We start from the raw sequence: 17,363 nt of genomic DNA, 5'->3' as shown, positions 1-17,363 counted from the left end.
ACAATAGCCACCTCGCTTGTTCAAAACATAAACAACTATTGCATTCACTTTTGAGTAATTATTTATATTATTTATTCTAAAAATCTCACCATTCAAATGAACACAATATTATAAACTAATTATACCTTTGAATATAGCAAAAAGCCACACTCTATAGCATGGCTTCTATCAATTATTTTAAAGTATTATATTTTAAAACTAGATCGATTTGTCTTTGTAATTTTTTCTTTTCATAGCTGTGTTGGAAATGAATTAAATTAACAGCTCTTTGTGCTTTACGGTGTGTTGCAACAGTTCTTGTACGTTTGAACAAGTTTACAGCTTTTTGTGCGTCCATAACTTTTTTATTTACTTGTTTTTTAAAGTTTGTTTGATACTCGTTATATTTTTCAACCTTAGTTTGTGCATGAGATTCACCGGCAAACGTTGATACCGTTAAACTAATAGCAGCTATGCTTAAAATTGATTTCCCAATAAAATTCTTTTTCATAATTAATAACACCTATCCTCAAATATTTATTTTGTATATATTTATAATAATAGACAGATACAAAAAACTACATTAACTATTTATTAACTAAACATTAATATTTGTGTCACTACATTTCTGAATTTCAAGAATTTTGCTACTCCATATTTTAACCATCAAATTATTGATATAATTTATGACTTTAGAAATCCTTTTAAATATGTATACGATTCATGATTTTAACTAAAATTTCAAATTTCCTGACTTCTTGAAATCTTAATTTTATACTTTTTAATAATACACTTTTAACCAAATAATCAACATGATTCAACCATATAGGGTCATCAACGATCACATTCTCCAAAATTACAATTCTTTTCATAACATAAATGTGTTATTCATTCCAATTATCTTATAAAATTGTCAGAAATACTTTTAAACAAACATTCATGACACGACCTCCTAGTTAAATCAGTCTATAAACTAAAAAAAGCCATAGCTACTTCTATTTAAAAAGTAGTATGACTGATTGTTTCGTGATGTCGATTTTTGAAATTGATGGTGCCATGTAAAGTTTGATCATCAATAATAACTTCAGCATATGTTTCTTCCATTGAACTTCTAGATTGAGATATACTTCCAGGATTAATAACATGAACACCATTAATATACTCATATTTTGCCACATGTGTATGTCCATAAAATGCAAACAAACAACCTAATTCAAGTCCTTTTTCAGCTAATAAATCTCTTGTTCGATTGACTTGATATAAATGTCCATGAGTATAAAATGCTTTCACGTCATTATATTTTGCGACCGCTTCATTTTCAAATTCTGGGTAAAAATCACAATTGCCTTTTACTCTATTAAATAAGCTAAGTTCCGTATCATCATACGCGAATTCTGAATCTCCTAAATGTAAATATACATCTGCATCTGGGTGCATTTCATAAATTTGATATAAAACGCCTGATTCAGTATGGTTATCACTCACAATAATCCATTTAGACATTTTTATCACCTTCAAGAAAAGCTTGAAGTAAATTAATCGCATTTCGTCTATGACTAATTTGCCCTTTTTGTTCTTTTGAAAGTTGAGCCATGGTTTTATCTAATTTCGGTACATAAAATATCGGATCATATCCGAAACCATTTTCGCCATATTTTCCATCTGCAATTTCACCTGAAACAGTACCTTTAAATACTTTTGTTTCCATATCAGGGCCACTCATACTTATGACACAAACAAATTGCGCACGACGATCAGTTGTATTACCAAGCTTATTTAATAATTTTTCAATATTTGCTTCATCGCTTTTATTTTCACCAGCATAACGTGCAGAGTATATACCTGGCTCACCATTTAATGCAAAAACTTCTAGTCCACTGTCATCAGCTATGACCGTTTTATTCAATGCTTTTGCAGCAGCTTCTGATTTTAATATAGCATTTTCTTCAAATGTTGATCCTGTTTCTTCCACATCAAAATCTGGTATTAGTTCTGAAATACCTATTACGTGGTAATCTGGAAATATTACTTTAAAGTCATTTATTTTCCCTTGATTATTCGATGCAATAACAATCTCTTTCATTAAAAATCCTCCTAGTCATTCACTGATATACGTTCCACATTGACAGATAAATTTAACCACTCTTTGATAATGTTAGTAATGTGAGTAGGATCACCTGTTGCAAAAAATCGATGATCTGGATGTTCAGTATAACTTGCATGTTCATTACTAAATGTTAGCAATGCACTAACTTCACGAGCCGTTTCTAATCCAGACGAAATCACTGTCTTTTTACCACCAAAATAATCATAGATAGGTTTATAGAGCAATGGATAGTGGGTACATCCTAAAATGACAGTATCAGACTCACTATTACGCCAACGTTTCAGTGTTTGATGAATGACAATGCTTGTAATTGTTGGATCACTATATCTCATTTGTTCTACAAGTGGCACAAAACCTGGACAGGCAACGCCATGTACCTCTACATGTGGATTGATACGTTTAATATGCGTACGATATGCTTCAGATTTAATTGTGCCTTCCGTTCCTAGTACTAATACATTTTGATTTCTAGTAGTCATTATTGCTGTTCTAGCACCTGGTTCAATTACGCCAATCACTGGGATTGATAAGGTCTTTTGTAAATATTCTAAAGCTACAGCAGTTGCTGTATTACAAGCAATCACGAGCATTTTTATATCAAATTCCATTAATTTACGAGCGATTTCAACTGTATATTGTTTTACTTGTTCTCCTGGTCTTGGCCCATATGGACATCGTCCAATATCACCTAAGTAATAAATCGTCTCATTTGGCAACTGACGCATAATTTCTTTAGCTACTGTCAAACCTCCGACACCAGAGTCTATTACACCTATTGGTTTATTCATATTCGGTCATCCTTACTTTTAATTTAATTTTTAGTTTATCATAACTAAGCATTGGATTTTAGTATTATGCACTGTGTTTACCATTTTTGTCATTATAATATTTATTTTAAATCAGCCCACTATCATATTGTCATGTAATCTGCTTATTAAAAAAATCCCTTCCAAGTTATTGTGTATCTCCATTCAATTTAATTGGTTCTTCATCTTTTATGGTGGGAAGGTAAAACTTCCTGCTTTTTTTAATACACAAAAAGCGCAATTGCCTCTATAATTTAAAGTGACCAAACCCAAACTAAAGGAGACAAGTGCGCCTATGTGTAATGATACCTTAGAATTACTAAGAATAAAAGATGAAAATATAAAATATATAAACCAAGAAATTGACGTCATTATCAAAGGAAAAAAAGCAACAGTGGTTAATGCTGTACTAACGTATAAGCCTTCGGCCTGTTATTGTTGTGGAGTTAAAAATGAAGGACAAATTCATAAACATGGTAAGCGTGTTTCTCGTATTACTTTACTTAAAACTCAAGGGTATAACACATACCTCAACTTAGCTAAACAACGTTTTAAATGCTTAGAATGCAATGGCACTTTTACTGCTAAAACGTCAATTGTTGATGAGTCGTGTTTTATCTCAAGATGTGTTACTCAAAAAGTTATAGAAGAAGCTACTAAAGTTAAAACAGAGATTGATACTGCAGAAGATAACTGTATCTCTCCATCTACTGTAAGTCGTATTAGAACTAAAGCGGCTAATTCATTACGAATTAAACCCTTTAATTGTTTGCCAGAACACATCGCTATGGATGAATTTAAAAGCGTTAAAAATGTAACTGGATCAATGAGTTTCATTTTTATAGATAATGATACTCATGATGTTATAGATATTTTAGAAAATAGAACTACAAGATTCTTGCGTGCCTATTTCGAGCGATTCGATTTAAAAAATCGACAACAAGTTAAGACGGTTACTATTGACATGTATGAACCCTATGTCCGATTATTTCGCGACCTATTTCCTAATGCAGCTATTATTTTTGACAGATTCCATATCGTTCAACATTTAAATAGAGAACTTAATAAGTATCGTGTACAAGTTATGAATGAATACCGTAATAAAAAAGGACCTGATTATACAATTTTTAAGAATAACTGGAAAGTCCTATTGATGGATACTAGTAAAACCATATTTAGTAAATACAGATGGAATAAATCTTTTAAGGCTTATAAACGCTCATCTGACATTGTAGAATTCATGCTTTCAAAAGACGATATACTACGACACTCCTACGAACTTGTCCAAGGATTACGAAAAGACCTAAGGTTATGTAATTGGCCTAAATTTATTAATCGTTTAAATTCAGTTAGTAAAAAGTCTGTGAGTAAGGGTGTATGGAAAGCGGTTAAATATTATAGAAAACATCAAAGGATGTTAAGAAATACAATTTATTACCCAGCATTTAATAATGGTGCTATAGAAGGAATTAATAATAAGATAAAATTAATCAAGCGAATTTCTTTTGGTTACAGAAATTTCAACAACTTTAAAGCACGTATAATGATGATTTTCAGCTTGTACAAAGGAGAAAAAAAGAAGACAACCAAGCCCAATAATGGACTGGCCGCCTAATAATAAAAACTCTAAAAGTTGTATTTTAAAAATAGTTCTTTAAATTATATACCCACCACATTTGGTGGAGAACCATTTAATTTTGAAAGGAACATAACATTTTAACTCAAAAGGGATTAATTTTTATTCTACTTCATGGTCTGAACCAAAGAATGATTTAAACATGTGGAATGTTGTTTCTCTGTTCATTGCTGCAATGGATGTTGTTAATGGAATACCTTTAGGGCAAGCATTAACACAGTTTTGTGAATTACCACACTGCTGTAAGCCACCAGTACCCATTAATGCATTTAAACGTTCATCTTTAGTCATAGATCCTGTTGGGTGCAAATTAAACAAACGAACTTGCGAGATTGCTTGTGCACCAACGAATTTATTATTTTCAGTAACATTAGGACAAACCTCTAAACATACACCACATGTCATACATTTAGATAATTCATAAGCTGTTTGACGTTTTTTCTCTGGCATACGTGGTCCCGGACCTAAATCATACGTTCCATCAATTGGGATCCATGCTTTCATACGTTTTAAGTTATCGAACATTCTAGAACGATCAACTTGTAAGTCACGGATAACTGGGAAAGTATTCATTGGCTCTAAACGAATAGGTTGTTCTAATTGATCAACAATCGCAGAACAAGATTGTCTTGCACGACCATTGATAACCATAGAACATGCTCCACATACTTCTTCTAAGCAGTTCATATCCCAGACAACAGGTGTTGTTTTTTCACCTTTAATATTAACTGGGTTACGTCTAATTTCCATTAAACAAGCAATGACATTTAAATTTTCACGATATGGAATTTCAAATGTTTCTTCATAAGGCTTAGAATCACTTGTATCTTGTCGTTTAATAATTAATTTTACTGTTTTTTGTTTCGGTTTAGATTGTGTTTCATGTTGTGGAGTGTTTTTCACTGATTGTTCAGTCATTATTTTTTACCCCCTTTAGACTTACTTGTGTAATCACGTTTACGAGGTGGTATTAAACTCACATCGACGTCATCATAAGTAAACTGCGGTTTTTCAAATGCGCCTTGGAATGAGGCCATTGTCGTTTTTAACCACTCTTCATCATTACGCTCTGGGAATTCTGGTTTATAATGGGCACCGCGTGATTCGTTACGGTTATATGCACCAATCGTAATAACACGTGCAAGTACTAACATGTTCCATAGTTGACGGGTAAAGAATACCGCTTGGTTACTCCAAGTTTGAGTATCTTCCATATCAATATCTTCATAACGTTTCATCAATTCAACAATCTTTTTATCTGTTTCTAACAGTTTTTCATTTTCACGAACAACAGTTACATTTGCTGTCATAATTTCACCAAGTTCACGGTGTAATTTATATGCATTTTCTGTACCGCGCATAGCTAATAATTTATCAAAACGTTCTTGCTCTTCAGCTTTACGCTTTTCAAAAATACTTTCGTCCATATCAGTATATGATCGATCAATATTTGAAATATAATCAATCGCGTTTGGACCTGCTACTGTACCACCATAAATCGCTGATAACAATGAATTGGCACCTAAGCGGTTACCACCATGTTGAGAGAAGTCACATTCTCCAGCTGCAAATAACCCTTTAATATTTGTCATTTGATCATAATCTACATATAGACCACCCATTGAATAGTGAACAGCTGGGAAAATCTTCATTGGTACTTTGCGTGGGTCATCACCAGTGAATTTTTCATAAATCTCAATGATACCACCTAGTTTTACATCTAACTCATGTGGATCTTTATGTGACAAATCAAGATATACCATGTTTTCGCCATTTATACCTAATTTTTGGTTAATACATACATCGAAAATTTCACGCGTTGCGATATCACGAGGTACTAAGTTACCATAATCAGGATATTTCTCTTCTAAGAAGTACCAAGGCTTACCATCTTTATATGTCCAAATTCGTCCACCTTCACCACGTGCTGATTCACTCATTAGTCGCAGTTTATCATCACCAGGGATTGCAGTAGGATGAATTTGAATGAACTCACCATTAGCATAAATAGCGCCTTGTTGGTAAACAATGGAAGCCGCTGATCCTGTATTAATCATTGAGTTTGTTGTTTTACCGAAAATAATACCAGGGCCACCCGTTGCCATAATAACTGCATCTGAACCAAATGTTTCAATCTCAGCAGTTGTCATATTTTGTGCAACGATACCTCTTGCACTATCATCGTCACCTTTAACTATGCCAAGGAATTCCCATCCTTCATACTTCGTAACTAATCCATCTACTTCATATGCACGAACTTGTTCATCCAATGCATATAATAATTGTTGTCCAGTTGTTGCCCCTGCATATGCTGTTCTGTGATGTAATGTACCACCGAAACGTCTAAAATCTAATAGACCTTCATTTGTTCTATTGAACATTACGCCCATACGGTCTAATAAATGAATAATTTTAGGTGCTGCCTCTGTCATCGCTTTAACAGGTGGTTGGTTTGCAAGGAAATCGCCACCATACACTGTATCATCAAAGTGAATCCAAGGAGAATCGCCTTCCCCTTTAGTATTGACCGCACCATTAATGCCACCTTGGGCACAAACAGAGTGCGAACGCTTTACTGGTACAACTGAGAACAAATCTACATGTGCACCTTTTTCTGCCGCTTTAATTGTTGACATTAAGCCCGCTAGGCCACCTCCGACAACAATAAGATGTTTCTCTGCCATAAAAATTTCACTCCCCTAAATTTTCAATCTATATTTGTTAAATGCGATGTATTACATAAAGGCAATAATTGCAGTAACACCAATATACGAAATAACTAAAAATACGATTAATGAAACCCATGTAAATACTCGTTGTGATTTTGGAGATTGAAGTCCACCCCAAGTAACTAAGAATGACCATAAGCCATTTGCAAAGTGGAACACAACAGCAATAATACAAATAATATAAAATATTGCCCATCCAGGATGTTGCAATGTTTCGTGCATTAAATCGTAATTCACTTCTTTGCCGTAAAATGCTTTTTGTAAACGTGTTTGCCATAAATGGATACCAATAAAGATAAATGTTAAGATACCACTCACTCTTTGGAAGAAGAACATCCAGTTTCTAAAAATCGAGTAATGTCCAACATTTTCTTTTGCTGTAAATGCAATGTGTATACCAAACAAACCGTGATATAACAACGGAATGTATATAAATAAAAATTCTACAATAATTAGAAATGGTAATGATTCCATAAAGTTAGATGCCTTATTAAACGCTTCAGCACCTTGTGTTGCTTGGTGATTCACTAATAAATGAACGACCAAAAATGCACCTATTGGGATAATACCTAATAACGAGTGAATACGTCTTAGATAAAATTCATTTTTTGATTGAGCCAAAAGGAGTCCCCCCTGTGAACGAATATTTAATTTATTGAGCTATTTATATTAAACGTACGCTTAACCCCCTAAAGTGATATCGTTTCTAGCGTTGTCATTATCATTAAGCGAAACATTTTAAAGACAAATACACACTGCACGATCACCAAACTGCATGTCGAACAATGTAACATTTGGATTCGATATTTAAAATTGCTTGTGATGATAAACTTTCTCATTTAGAAAACGCTTCCACGTACATTCAAAAAAATAACTTTGTTAACCATATTGTAACATTATTTCATATATTTTGGGGCATGAGAATGATTCTCACGCCCAGTAATTTATTTATGCAATTGTTCATGTAGGTTCTTTGCGACGTTTTCAGGAATACCTATATTTTTAAAATCTTCAAGTGTAGCTTCCTTCATTTTCTTGATTGAACCGAATGAACGCAATAATAATGTTTTACGTTTGTTACCGATACCATCTATATCATCAAGTATTGATTTCAAGCCTGTCTTTTGACGTGTTTGTCTATGAAATGTGATTGCGAATCTGTGAACCTCATCTTGGATACGATGCAACAAATAAAATGCCTGGCTATTTTTCTTCAGTGGTACAATTTCTGCACTAGCGCCATATAATAATTCAGATGTTTGGTGTTTATCATTTTTCTGCAAACCTGCAACAGGGATATCAAGACCTAATTCGTTTTGTAGCACATCAATAACCCCGTTCATATGTCCTTTACCACCATCGACTATTATTAAATCAGGTAATGGTAATCCTTCGTTTAAAACGCGAGAATATCGTCGTCTTACTACTTCTCTCATTGATTTGTAATCATCTGGACCTTTAACCGTTTTGATTTTATACTTTCTATAATTTTTCTTATCTGGTTTACCGTCGACAAATGTAACCATTGCTGACACTGGATCCACACCTTGAATATTAGAATTATCGAATGCTTCAATTCTAATTGGTGTTTGAATTCCCATTTGTGTTCCAAGTTCTTCAATAGCTTTAATCGTTCTTGACTCATCACGTGATATTAATTCAAATTTATTATTTAAGGATACTTTAGCGTTATGTGCAGCTAGGTCAACCATATCTTTTTTGGGACCTCGCGCGGGTTGAACGATTTTAGTGTCCACAACAAATTGAATCATTTCTTTATCCAAATTACGTGGTACATGAACTTCCTTAGGTAAAATATGTTGGTTTAAGCTATAAAATTGTCCAATAAATGTATAAAATTCTTCTTCTTCTGTTTGCTGTAATGGAATCATCGTTGTATCTCGCTTTATCATATTACCTTGTCGTATAAAGAAAACTTGGATACACATCCATCCTTTATCAACACTATAACCAAAGACATCACGAATCGTTTTATCTGATGACATAATTTTTTGTTTGTTTGTCAGATTTTGAATATGTTGAATTAAATCTCTATATTCTTTAGCCCGTTCAAAATCAAGTGATTCACTTGCAGTTAACATTCGCTCTTCTAAACTTTTTAAAATTGTTTTGTCTTCCCCATTCAGAAAATCAGTAATTTCCTTCGTCATTTGTGCGTATTTACTCAAATCAACGTCATATACACATGGTCCTAAACATTGTCCAATATGGTAATAAAGACATAATTTATCTGGCATCTTATCACATTTGCGATATGGATATATTCTGTCTAATAACTTTTTAGTTTCTTGAGCAGAATATGCATTCGGATACGGTCCGAAATATTTGCCAGTACCTTGTTTTACAGTTCTCGTCACTAGTAGTCTAGGATATTTCTCCTTCGTAATTTTAATAAATGGATAACTTTTATCATCCTTTAATAATATATTATATCTTGGTTGATATTGTTTTATCAGATTCAATTCCAGTAAAAGTGACTCTGTTTCACTTGACGTGACAATAAACTCAAAACGACGTATTTCACCAACCAGTCTCGTTGTTTTAGCATCATGAGCACCCGTAAAATATGATCTCAATCGATTTCTTAGCTTTTTAGCTTTGCCAACATATATCACTTGATCATTACGATCTTTCATTAAATAGCAGCCTGGTTCCATAGGTACGACATTTAATTTATTTTTAATTCGTTGCTTATAGTCTTCCAAAAATATCCCCCCTTCTAATTTTAAAATGAATGATGCTACAAAAGTGCTTCAAATTTATCACCACTAATTCTAGTTAATAATCAACATCTTCGAGTATGACTTTTCATGCACATCATGTAATATTGAACATTGTTTTATCAAACCAACTGCTACAAATCTATCTGCATGCTAGATTATCATTTAACGTTCATAGATTTATTAATCCCGCCATTCTCAAGTCGTAAACAATATGATGACTTATCATTCAACTTTTTATATTAAAAACACAAACAAAAACTGGAGCAATTCATTAAAGAAATGCCCCAGTCGTCATTGGTTGTAACTTATAAATGTTTATCTAAAACTTCAGCTAAGTTTTCTTTTGGTTGGAAACCAACAACTTTATCAACTGGTTGACCGTCTTTAAAGACGATTAATGTTGGAATACTCATCACTTCATATTTAGCTGCAGTTGATGGATTTTCATCAACATCTAATTTTAAAATGTCAGCTTTACCTTCATAGTCAGCTGCTAATTCTTCTAATACCGGAGCGATCATTTTACATGGACCACACCATGTTGCCCAAAAATCTACTAATTGTACACCAGATTCTACTTTTGAGTCGAAATCTGCATCTGTTACTTTTACGATTGCCATAAATGCCAATCCTCCTTAATTATTATTATGATGTTCAAATTATATCAGATAACATGCTTCATGTATTTCTATTTGCTCAATTTTTATGCTTATTTCAAATAACATGTTTGAAATGTATTCTTGTTGCTTTACATTATTTTAACTGCAGCTATTTAATTTATCAAATTATAATTTATTTTAGTGTTGCAACGGTAACGCCAAATCCACCTTCGCTTGGCATACCACCTCTAAAGTCACTAACACTTTTATGCTTTTTCAAATGTTGTTGTACACCTTTTTGAAGTGCACCTGTACCTTTACCATGAATGATATAAACTTGTTCGTAATTACTTAAAACAGCTTGATCTAAATATTGATCTAGTTCAATTAAAGCATCCTCATAACGATAGCCTCGTAAGTCTAGTTCAGTTTTAATTGTTTGACGATTTTGACGTGTAACCATTTTCGTTGGCTTAACTTTTTCTTTTTGTTTTTTCTCTAAATCTTCAATAGGTAACTTCATTTTAATAATTCCCATTTGAACAATTGCTTCTTCATCATTGACAATTTCTAAAACTTCACCCTTTTGACCGTAAGATAATACTTTTACTTCATCACCAGCAACAATTTTATCGTATTTTTGCTTTTGTACATTTTGCTTTATAGATTTCGCTTCATAATGATCATCTAATCGTTTCTTCTTATCAATCAATTCATGTTCTTTAACATCTGCACCTTTTTGTTCACGCAATTGTCTTAAGTCTTTAATAATATCGTCAGCTTCTTTTGTTGCAGCCTTAATCTTCTGATTTGCTTTTTCTTTCGCTTCCTCTATTAGAGACTTTTCATAATTTTGGAATTGTTGATACTGCTTAGATAAATCATCATGCACTTGCTCCGCTTCTTTTACAAGACGGTCCAGTTCTAACCTCTGTGTCTCTACACGTTTGTAATTATGCTCTAATGATTCAATCATTTCATTTATTTCTTTTTCATCAGTACCAATCATCGTCTTAGCCTTATTAATAATATTCAAACTAAGACCTAACTTTTTAGAAATATCAAAAGCATTTGAACGACCCGGCACACCCATTAACAACTTATACGTTGGACTCAAAGTATCTACATCAAATTCTACACTCGCATTCATAACGCCTTCTCGATTATAACTATATGCTTTAAGTTCAGGATAGTGCGTCGTTGCCATTACTAGAGAACCAATTTTTCTAACATGATCTAAAATGCTCATTGCTAATGCAGCACCTTCACTTGGATCTGTACCTGCACCTAATTCATCAAATAAAACTAAACTATGTTTGTCTGCATGCTTTAAAATTTCAACTATATTCGTCATATGAGATGAAAAAGTTGATAATGATTGTTCTATTGATTGTTCATCTCCGATATCGCAATATACATTTTTAAATACACTTAACTGACTACCATCAAGTGTGGGAATCAACAATCCTGATTGAGCCATAACAATAATTAAACCTAATGTTTTTAATGTTACAGTTTTACCACCTGTATTCGGTCCTGTAATAATTACCGTTTCAATATCTTCCATAAATTCGATGGTATTAGCTACAACAGTCTCACGATTTAATAATGGATGGTATGCTTTAGGTAAATATACAGTACGTTCCTCTTTAAATATCGGCTTTGTTCCTTTAATACTTCTACTATATCTCGCTTTTGCGATTAAAAAATCTAACTGCCCCATGACTTGTTCTGCCACAAGTAGTGCATCTTTGTCCGCAGCCACATAACCAGTTAGTTGCGTTAAAATGCGTTCTTTTTCAATTGCTTCGTCATGACGTAATCGACTAATTTGATTATTCATTTCAACAACTGATGATGGCTCAATATACAATGTTTGTCCTGAAGCAGATTGATCATGTACAATCCCATTAAAATCTTGTCGATATTCAGCTTTGACAGGTATAACGTTTCTTTCATTCCTAACTGTTACAATAGCATCTGATAATTTTTTCTGATTTGCTTGGCTTTTAACAATACGATCTAAGTTTTGTCTAATACGTTGATTTGTACTCGAAATTTTACTTCTAATTCCTTGCAATTCATAACTCGCATTATCATATAAATCATACGTATCGCATGTTTCATTTATTTGTTGAAAAAGATCAGTTAACACAGGTAATTGATTCATCTTGTCATCTAATATTGGGTATTTAACACCTTCATCTTCTTCAACCAATTGATTATAAAATGTCTTGAATTGATTTTGTACTTGAATTAATCTTTTTATCAAGTTAAGCTCTGATACATTTAAAACGCCGCCAATATCAGCGCGATGAATGAATGCTGATACTTTAGATAAGCCACTCAAGCTTGGTAAACGATGCTTATTATAGATTTGAGCAATCTCATCCGTTTCTTCCATTTGAAAAACAACCGTTTCAAAATTAGTAGCTGGCATCATTTGATTGACCTTTTCCAAGCCTAAGTCACTAATAGTTTCATTGGCAACGAGTGATTTTATTTTTTCGAATTCTAAGACGTCTAATGTTTTTTGTCTCATAAAATCCCTCTATTTCTTAAGTTTTATATTATTTTCAATAAAGTCTTTAAAAGCTTCACGCGATAATGCGTTAATCACTCTATCTTTTGTTACAAATCCTTTTTGCGCAGTTGCTACGCCATAATTCATAAAATCTAAATGATTTGTATGATGCGCATCAGTGTTAATAGTTAATTTCACATTTGGATATTTACGAACGATATCAGCGTTCAGATCCAGTCGATGTGGATTGGCATTAATTTCTAATACTGTATTCGTTTCTTCAGCTAATGCCATTAATTGTTCAATATTCGGTTTATAACCATCTCTTCTACCTATAATACGCCCTGTTGGATGCGCTATATGTCGCACGTATGGATTGCGACATGCATTAGCTAATCGTTCCATAATTTGTTCTTCTGATTGGTTAAAGCTTTGATGAATAGCTCCAATTACATAATCAAGTTGTGCTAAAATTTCATCATCATAATCCAGCGAGCCATCAGGTAATATATCCATTTCTGTACCTGAATAAATATCAATTTCACTATATTCTTTATCTAAAGCCTTAATTTCTTCATTTTGTCTTAAAAGTCTTTCCACTTGTAAGCCATTAGCAACACGTAAACTTTGTGAATGATCAGTAATTACCATGAATTTATAACCTTTTGCGATATTTGCTTCTACCATGTCTCGAATAGAAAACGCACCATCACTATACGTTGTATGCATATGAATATCACCATTAATATCATCTAATGTAATGATATTACTTAGATCTTTATCAAATTCGCTACCATCTTCTCGCATAGCAGGTGGTATAAAATTCACATTAAAATGTTCATATATCTTGGCTTCACTATCATATTGAATTAATGTACCATCAGCTTGTTCAATTCCATATTCACTTACTTTTTCATCACGTGCTTTAGCAAGTTGTCGAATTCTTATATTATGTTCTTTTGACCCAGTAAAATGCTGCAATGTATGATAAAAAGCACTTGGTTCAATTAATCGAAAATCGACACCAATCGTTTCATCATCATACGCTAATTCTAATGAAACTTTTGTGTTCCCCACTGCAACTTCTTTTACTTTATTGGGAATATTTAATAATTGCTGCTGCACTGCTTTTGGGTTATCGGTACTTATTATGAAATCTAAATCTTTGCTCATTTCTTTAAAACGACGGAAGCTTCCTGCAGATGAATATTGATCGATATAATTTAATGTATCTATATAATCAATGATTTCTTGATTAAGTCTTCTCATTTGATCAATTGGATATCTATCTTTCTTAGCACCAAGTTGTTTCACAGCTTCTAATATGTTTTGTTCCGTTTTCTTAGCAAATCCGCTTAATTCACTAACTTTTCCATTTTCACAAGCAACTTGAAGTGACGCTTTATCAACAATATTCAACTCTTTATATAGCTTAGCAATTTTCTTGCTTCCAAGTCCTTGAATTTTCAAAAGTGGAATAAGACCTTCCGGAACTTCTTCCTGTAATTGCTGTAAATACTGAGATTCACCGGTCTCACGGTAATCATTGATTACTTCTGCAACACCTTTACCAATGCCTTTTAACTCCGTTACATCAGATATTTCATCTAATGGTCGTTCATCTAATTCAAGACTTTGAGCTGCTTTTCGATACGCTGATATTTTAAAAGTATTTTCCCCTTTTAATTCCATATAAGTAGCAATTTGTTCTAATAGTTTGATAACATCTTTTTTTGTCATAATAACACTCCATAAAAAGAAGACCAGGACGTATCATTAATATATACCTTTGTCCTGACCTCTTATGATAATTTATAAATTAATGGTGAAAGCCGATAAATACGGGATGTGAAAAATCAATGAATGACTCACAATAGATATTTTAAGCTGATGTTGTAATGCTTCGTTAGGATATAATGCCAATAGATATAACGTAAAGTGTAAGACAATTATCGTCATAAACACACCAACTATCATACCCATTGCACGACTGAAAATATGAATGTTTTGATACGCTATTATTTTATCAAAAGTTACGATAATTAGATATAAAATGAACTTACAAAACAATGTAATCATTAAAAAAGCTACAATCGCTTCAAATCGATTTTGTAGATGATTAAAATGAAACGCAAAAGTTGTATTAAATGCTGTTGTTTTAGGATATGGAATAAATACAATTAATCTTTCTACAATAGATTTGTAAAATTGACTGGCAATCCACAATGATACAATCGTTGCACTCAAATGTATCATAGATAACCAAAAACCTCGTCTGAATCCAACGATGACAAAATACACAAAGAAAATGATTATGATAAAATCAATGACCATTTATTGCTCACGCTGCTGCAATTTGTGAATTTGTTGTTTCAAACGTCGATTTTCTTCTTCTAGTAGTACTTTTTCATGCATAATATTCACAGCAGTTAGTATTGCTTTTCTTGAAGTATCTAAACCTGCTGCTTTATACCCTAATTCTTTTATTTTATCATCAACTAAATGTGCTACATATCGTATGTGCTCTGGGTTATCTTCCCCAACAATTGTAAAAAGCTGATCATTAATTGATACATTTACCTTGTTTTTAAACTGTGCCATTTATAATTTCTCCTGATCCTTTTTTTAAAATCTAAATTCACGTTATAAAATATGACTGGATAGTTTGTCTGAATTTGATACTAATATTGTTATATTGCAATTATGATAAAACAACAACACAATCTCTATAGATGACTTAATGTTCTTTTTATAATGAAATAATGTAAAGAATTTTCTATTCAATACTTTATCATGTTTAAATTGTGTCACTATAACATTTTCATAAACATTATACATGACCACTATGTATTTTGTAAGTATCCGCAATTAATTCTTTACAACATACATAAATGTTTCTGACGTTATTATCATTTATGATATGATTATTTTTGCTAATGATAATGAAATTATATGAAAGGATTTACACAAATGGCGAATATCGTTTTTAAATTGTCGGATAAAGACATAACGACATTAATGTCACGCATTACTTTTGATACTGAGAATTTACCTCAAGGTATGAAAGCACGTGCAAAGTATCAAAATACAACTGTAAATATTTACCAATCAGGTAAAGTCATGTTTCAAGGTAATCATGCAGAAGCTGTGTCTGAAGAACTTCTACCGCAGCATTCTCAATTGAATACTAATAAAACTAAAAAGAAAAATATGGCTAATTCTTTTCTTGAACAAACTTTAATGTATGATCAATTTAACTGTATTGGTAGTGATGAAGCTGGAAGTGGCGATTACTTTGGTCCATTGACTGTATGTGCTGCTTTCGTTACCAAAGAGCATGTCCCTATTTTAAAAACTTTGGGTGTAGATGATTCAAAAAAATTAACCGATACCAAAATTGTAGAACTTGCTGAGCAATTGGTTACTTTCATCCCACATTCATTATTAACACTACACAATGAAAAATATAATATTCAGCAAGCAAAAGGCTGGACTCAAGTAAAAATGAAAGCTGTTCTTCATAATGAAGCCATCAAAAATGTACTTGAAAAAATTGATTCGTCTCAATTAGACTATATCGTCATTGATCAGTTCGCAAAACGCGAAGTGTATAGCCATTACGCATTATCAGATATACCACTTCCAAAGAAAACAAAATTTGAAACAAAAGGAGAATCGAAGTCATTAGCCATTGCAGTGGCAAGCATAATTTCTCGTTACGCATTTGTTACATATATGGATCAAATATCAAAAAATATTAATATGACGATTCCTAAAGGTGCCGGTGCTAAAGTCGATGTAATCGCCGCCAAAATTATAAAAAAATACGGTCTTTCACATTTAGATACCATTTCAAAAAAGCATTTTAAAAATCGTGAAAAAGCCCAAAAAATTTTAAAGCCTCTTTGATTTTTAATCATTAGAGGCTTTTATGCAGTTGTGCGAAGCATCAACTGCAATCCGCTGTGCCTCTTTGATTTTTAATCATTAGAGGCTTTTATGCAGTTGTGCGAAGCATCAACTGTAATCCGCTGTGCCTCTTTGATTTTTAATCATTATAAATTGGATCCTAATAGGAAATCCTATTAGGTAAGTCATACTAATTTGCTTTGCTCATAAGTATGACTTTATATGCAGTTGTGCAAAGCATCATCTGTATTCCGCTGTTCCTCTTTGACTTTTTAAATGCATTGGAACCAAATTGGTGAACCCAAAAATAAAACCCCATGTTAGGGATAT

Annotated in this window: 16 protein-coding genes and 1 pseudogene; 3 read left to right on the top strand and 14 right to left on the bottom strand. The window is 32.6% G+C overall.

What is annotated here, in order from left to right:
• Positions 1 to 172 precede the first annotated feature (172 nt).
• The 5 genes from KI230_RS05655 to racE all read right to left on the bottom strand — a co-directional run bounded on the left by KI230_RS05655 (position 173) and on the right by racE (position 2,874).
• Positions 173 to 490, bottom strand: coding sequence for a fibrinogen-binding protein (locus KI230_RS05655; RefSeq protein ID WP_000739211.1), 318 nt, complete (start codon positions 488 to 490; stop codon positions 173 to 175).
• A gap of 193 nt (positions 491 to 683) precedes the next feature.
• The gene (locus KI230_RS05650; RefSeq protein ID WP_001788629.1) at positions 684 to 851 is read right to left on the bottom strand and encodes a hypothetical protein; all 168 of its coding nucleotides are present in this window, start codon (positions 849 to 851) and stop codon (positions 684 to 686) included.
• A gap of 127 nt (positions 852 to 978) precedes the next feature.
• A complete protein-coding gene (locus KI230_RS05645) occupies positions 979 to 1,482 on the bottom strand; it encodes a YfcE family phosphodiesterase (RefSeq protein WP_000049484.1) in 504 nt (167 codons plus the stop codon).
• Positions 1,475 to 2,062, bottom strand: coding sequence for an XTP/dITP diphosphatase (locus KI230_RS05640; protein ID WP_000659317.1), 588 nt, complete (start codon positions 2,060 to 2,062; stop codon positions 1,475 to 1,477). The genes KI230_RS05645 and KI230_RS05640 overlap by 8 nt, the downstream gene beginning before the upstream one ends.
• 11 nt (positions 2,063 to 2,073) lie before the next feature.
• Complete coding sequence (gene racE, locus KI230_RS05635) at positions 2,074 to 2,874, bottom strand: glutamate racemase (RefSeq protein WP_001039659.1); 801 nt, start codon at positions 2,872 to 2,874, stop codon at positions 2,074 to 2,076.
• A 313-nt stretch (positions 2,875 to 3,187) separates the two neighbouring features.
• On the opposite strand from racE, the gene KI230_RS05630 reads away from it, so the two are divergent.
• A complete protein-coding gene (locus tag KI230_RS05630) occupies positions 3,188 to 4,507 on the top strand; it encodes an ISL3-like element IS1181 family transposase (RefSeq protein ID WP_001808146.1) in 1,320 nt (439 codons plus the stop codon).
• A 123-nt stretch (positions 4,508 to 4,630) separates the two neighbouring features.
• On the opposite strand, the gene sdhB is transcribed toward KI230_RS05630, so the two are convergent.
• From sdhB to uvrC, 4 genes are all read right to left on the bottom strand, one after another.
• Positions 4,631 to 5,446, bottom strand: a complete 816-nt coding sequence (sdhB, locus tag KI230_RS05625; protein WP_000139712.1) for a succinate dehydrogenase iron-sulfur subunit — start codon at positions 5,444 to 5,446, stop codon at positions 4,631 to 4,633.
• Complete coding sequence (gene sdhA, locus KI230_RS05620; protein WP_000818278.1) at positions 5,446 to 7,212, bottom strand: succinate dehydrogenase flavoprotein subunit; 1,767 nt, start codon at positions 7,210 to 7,212, stop codon at positions 5,446 to 5,448. Before sdhA ends, sdhB begins: the two co-directional genes overlap by 1 nt.
• Positions 7,213 to 7,263: 51 nt before the next feature.
• Positions 7,264 to 7,878 carry a succinate dehydrogenase cytochrome b558 subunit gene (locus tag KI230_RS05615; RefSeq protein ID WP_000079317.1) on the bottom strand — a complete coding sequence of 205 codons (615 nt, stop codon included), beginning with the start codon at positions 7,876 to 7,878 and terminating at the stop codon, positions 7,264 to 7,266.
• Between the two features lie 323 nt (positions 7,879 to 8,201).
• Positions 8,202 to 9,983, bottom strand: coding sequence for an excinuclease ABC subunit UvrC (gene uvrC / locus KI230_RS05610; RefSeq protein WP_045178066.1), 1,782 nt, complete (start codon positions 9,981 to 9,983; stop codon positions 8,202 to 8,204).
• Between the two features lie 165 nt (positions 9,984 to 10,148).
• Here uvrC and KI230_RS05605 point away from each other — a divergent pair, with 165 nt between their 5' ends.
• Positions 10,149 to 10,244: a hypothetical protein gene (locus tag KI230_RS05605; RefSeq protein WP_001788625.1), complete on the top strand. Its 96-nt coding sequence runs from the start codon at positions 10,149 to 10,151 to the stop codon at positions 10,242 to 10,244.
• A gap of 62 nt (positions 10,245 to 10,306) precedes the next feature.
• On the opposite strand, the gene trxA is transcribed toward KI230_RS05605, so the two are convergent.
• The 5 genes and pseudogenes from trxA to zapA form a co-directional block, all read right to left on the bottom strand.
• A complete protein-coding gene (gene trxA, locus KI230_RS05600) occupies positions 10,307 to 10,621 on the bottom strand; it encodes a thioredoxin (RefSeq protein ID WP_001018928.1) in 315 nt (104 codons plus the stop codon).
• Between the two features lie 172 nt (positions 10,622 to 10,793).
• Positions 10,794 to 13,142 carry an endonuclease MutS2 gene (locus tag KI230_RS05595; RefSeq protein WP_001249290.1) on the bottom strand — a complete coding sequence of 783 codons (2,349 nt, stop codon included), beginning with the start codon at positions 13,140 to 13,142 and terminating at the stop codon, positions 10,794 to 10,796.
• Between the two features lie 9 nt (positions 13,143 to 13,151).
• Complete coding sequence (gene polX, locus KI230_RS05590; protein ID WP_000161946.1) at positions 13,152 to 14,864, bottom strand: DNA polymerase/3'-5' exonuclease PolX; 1,713 nt, start codon at positions 14,862 to 14,864, stop codon at positions 13,152 to 13,154.
• Positions 14,865 to 14,936: 72 nt separating this feature from the next.
• Positions 14,937 to 15,458: a CvpA family protein gene (locus KI230_RS05585; RefSeq protein WP_000234068.1), complete on the bottom strand. Its 522-nt coding sequence runs from the start codon at positions 15,456 to 15,458 to the stop codon at positions 14,937 to 14,939.
• 7 nt (positions 15,459 to 15,465) lie between these two features.
• Positions 15,466 to 15,725: pseudogene (gene zapA / locus KI230_RS05580) on the bottom strand (cell division protein ZapA).
• Positions 15,726 to 16,094: 369 nt separating this feature from the next.
• Here zapA and rnhC point away from each other — a divergent pair.
• Positions 16,095 to 17,033: a ribonuclease HIII gene (gene rnhC, locus KI230_RS05575; RefSeq protein ID WP_043044570.1), complete on the top strand. Its 939-nt coding sequence runs from the start codon at positions 16,095 to 16,097 to the stop codon at positions 17,031 to 17,033.
• The last annotated feature ends 330 nt before the right edge of the window (positions 17,034 to 17,363 follow it).

Source organism: Staphylococcus sp. MZ3 (genome assembly GCF_018622755.1).
Classification (GTDB): domain Bacteria; phylum Bacillota; class Bacilli; order Staphylococcales; family Staphylococcaceae; genus Staphylococcus; species Staphylococcus aureus.
The sequence above is the reverse complement of the archived record's forward strand: the minus strand, read 5'-3'. Positions and strand labels throughout refer to the sequence as shown.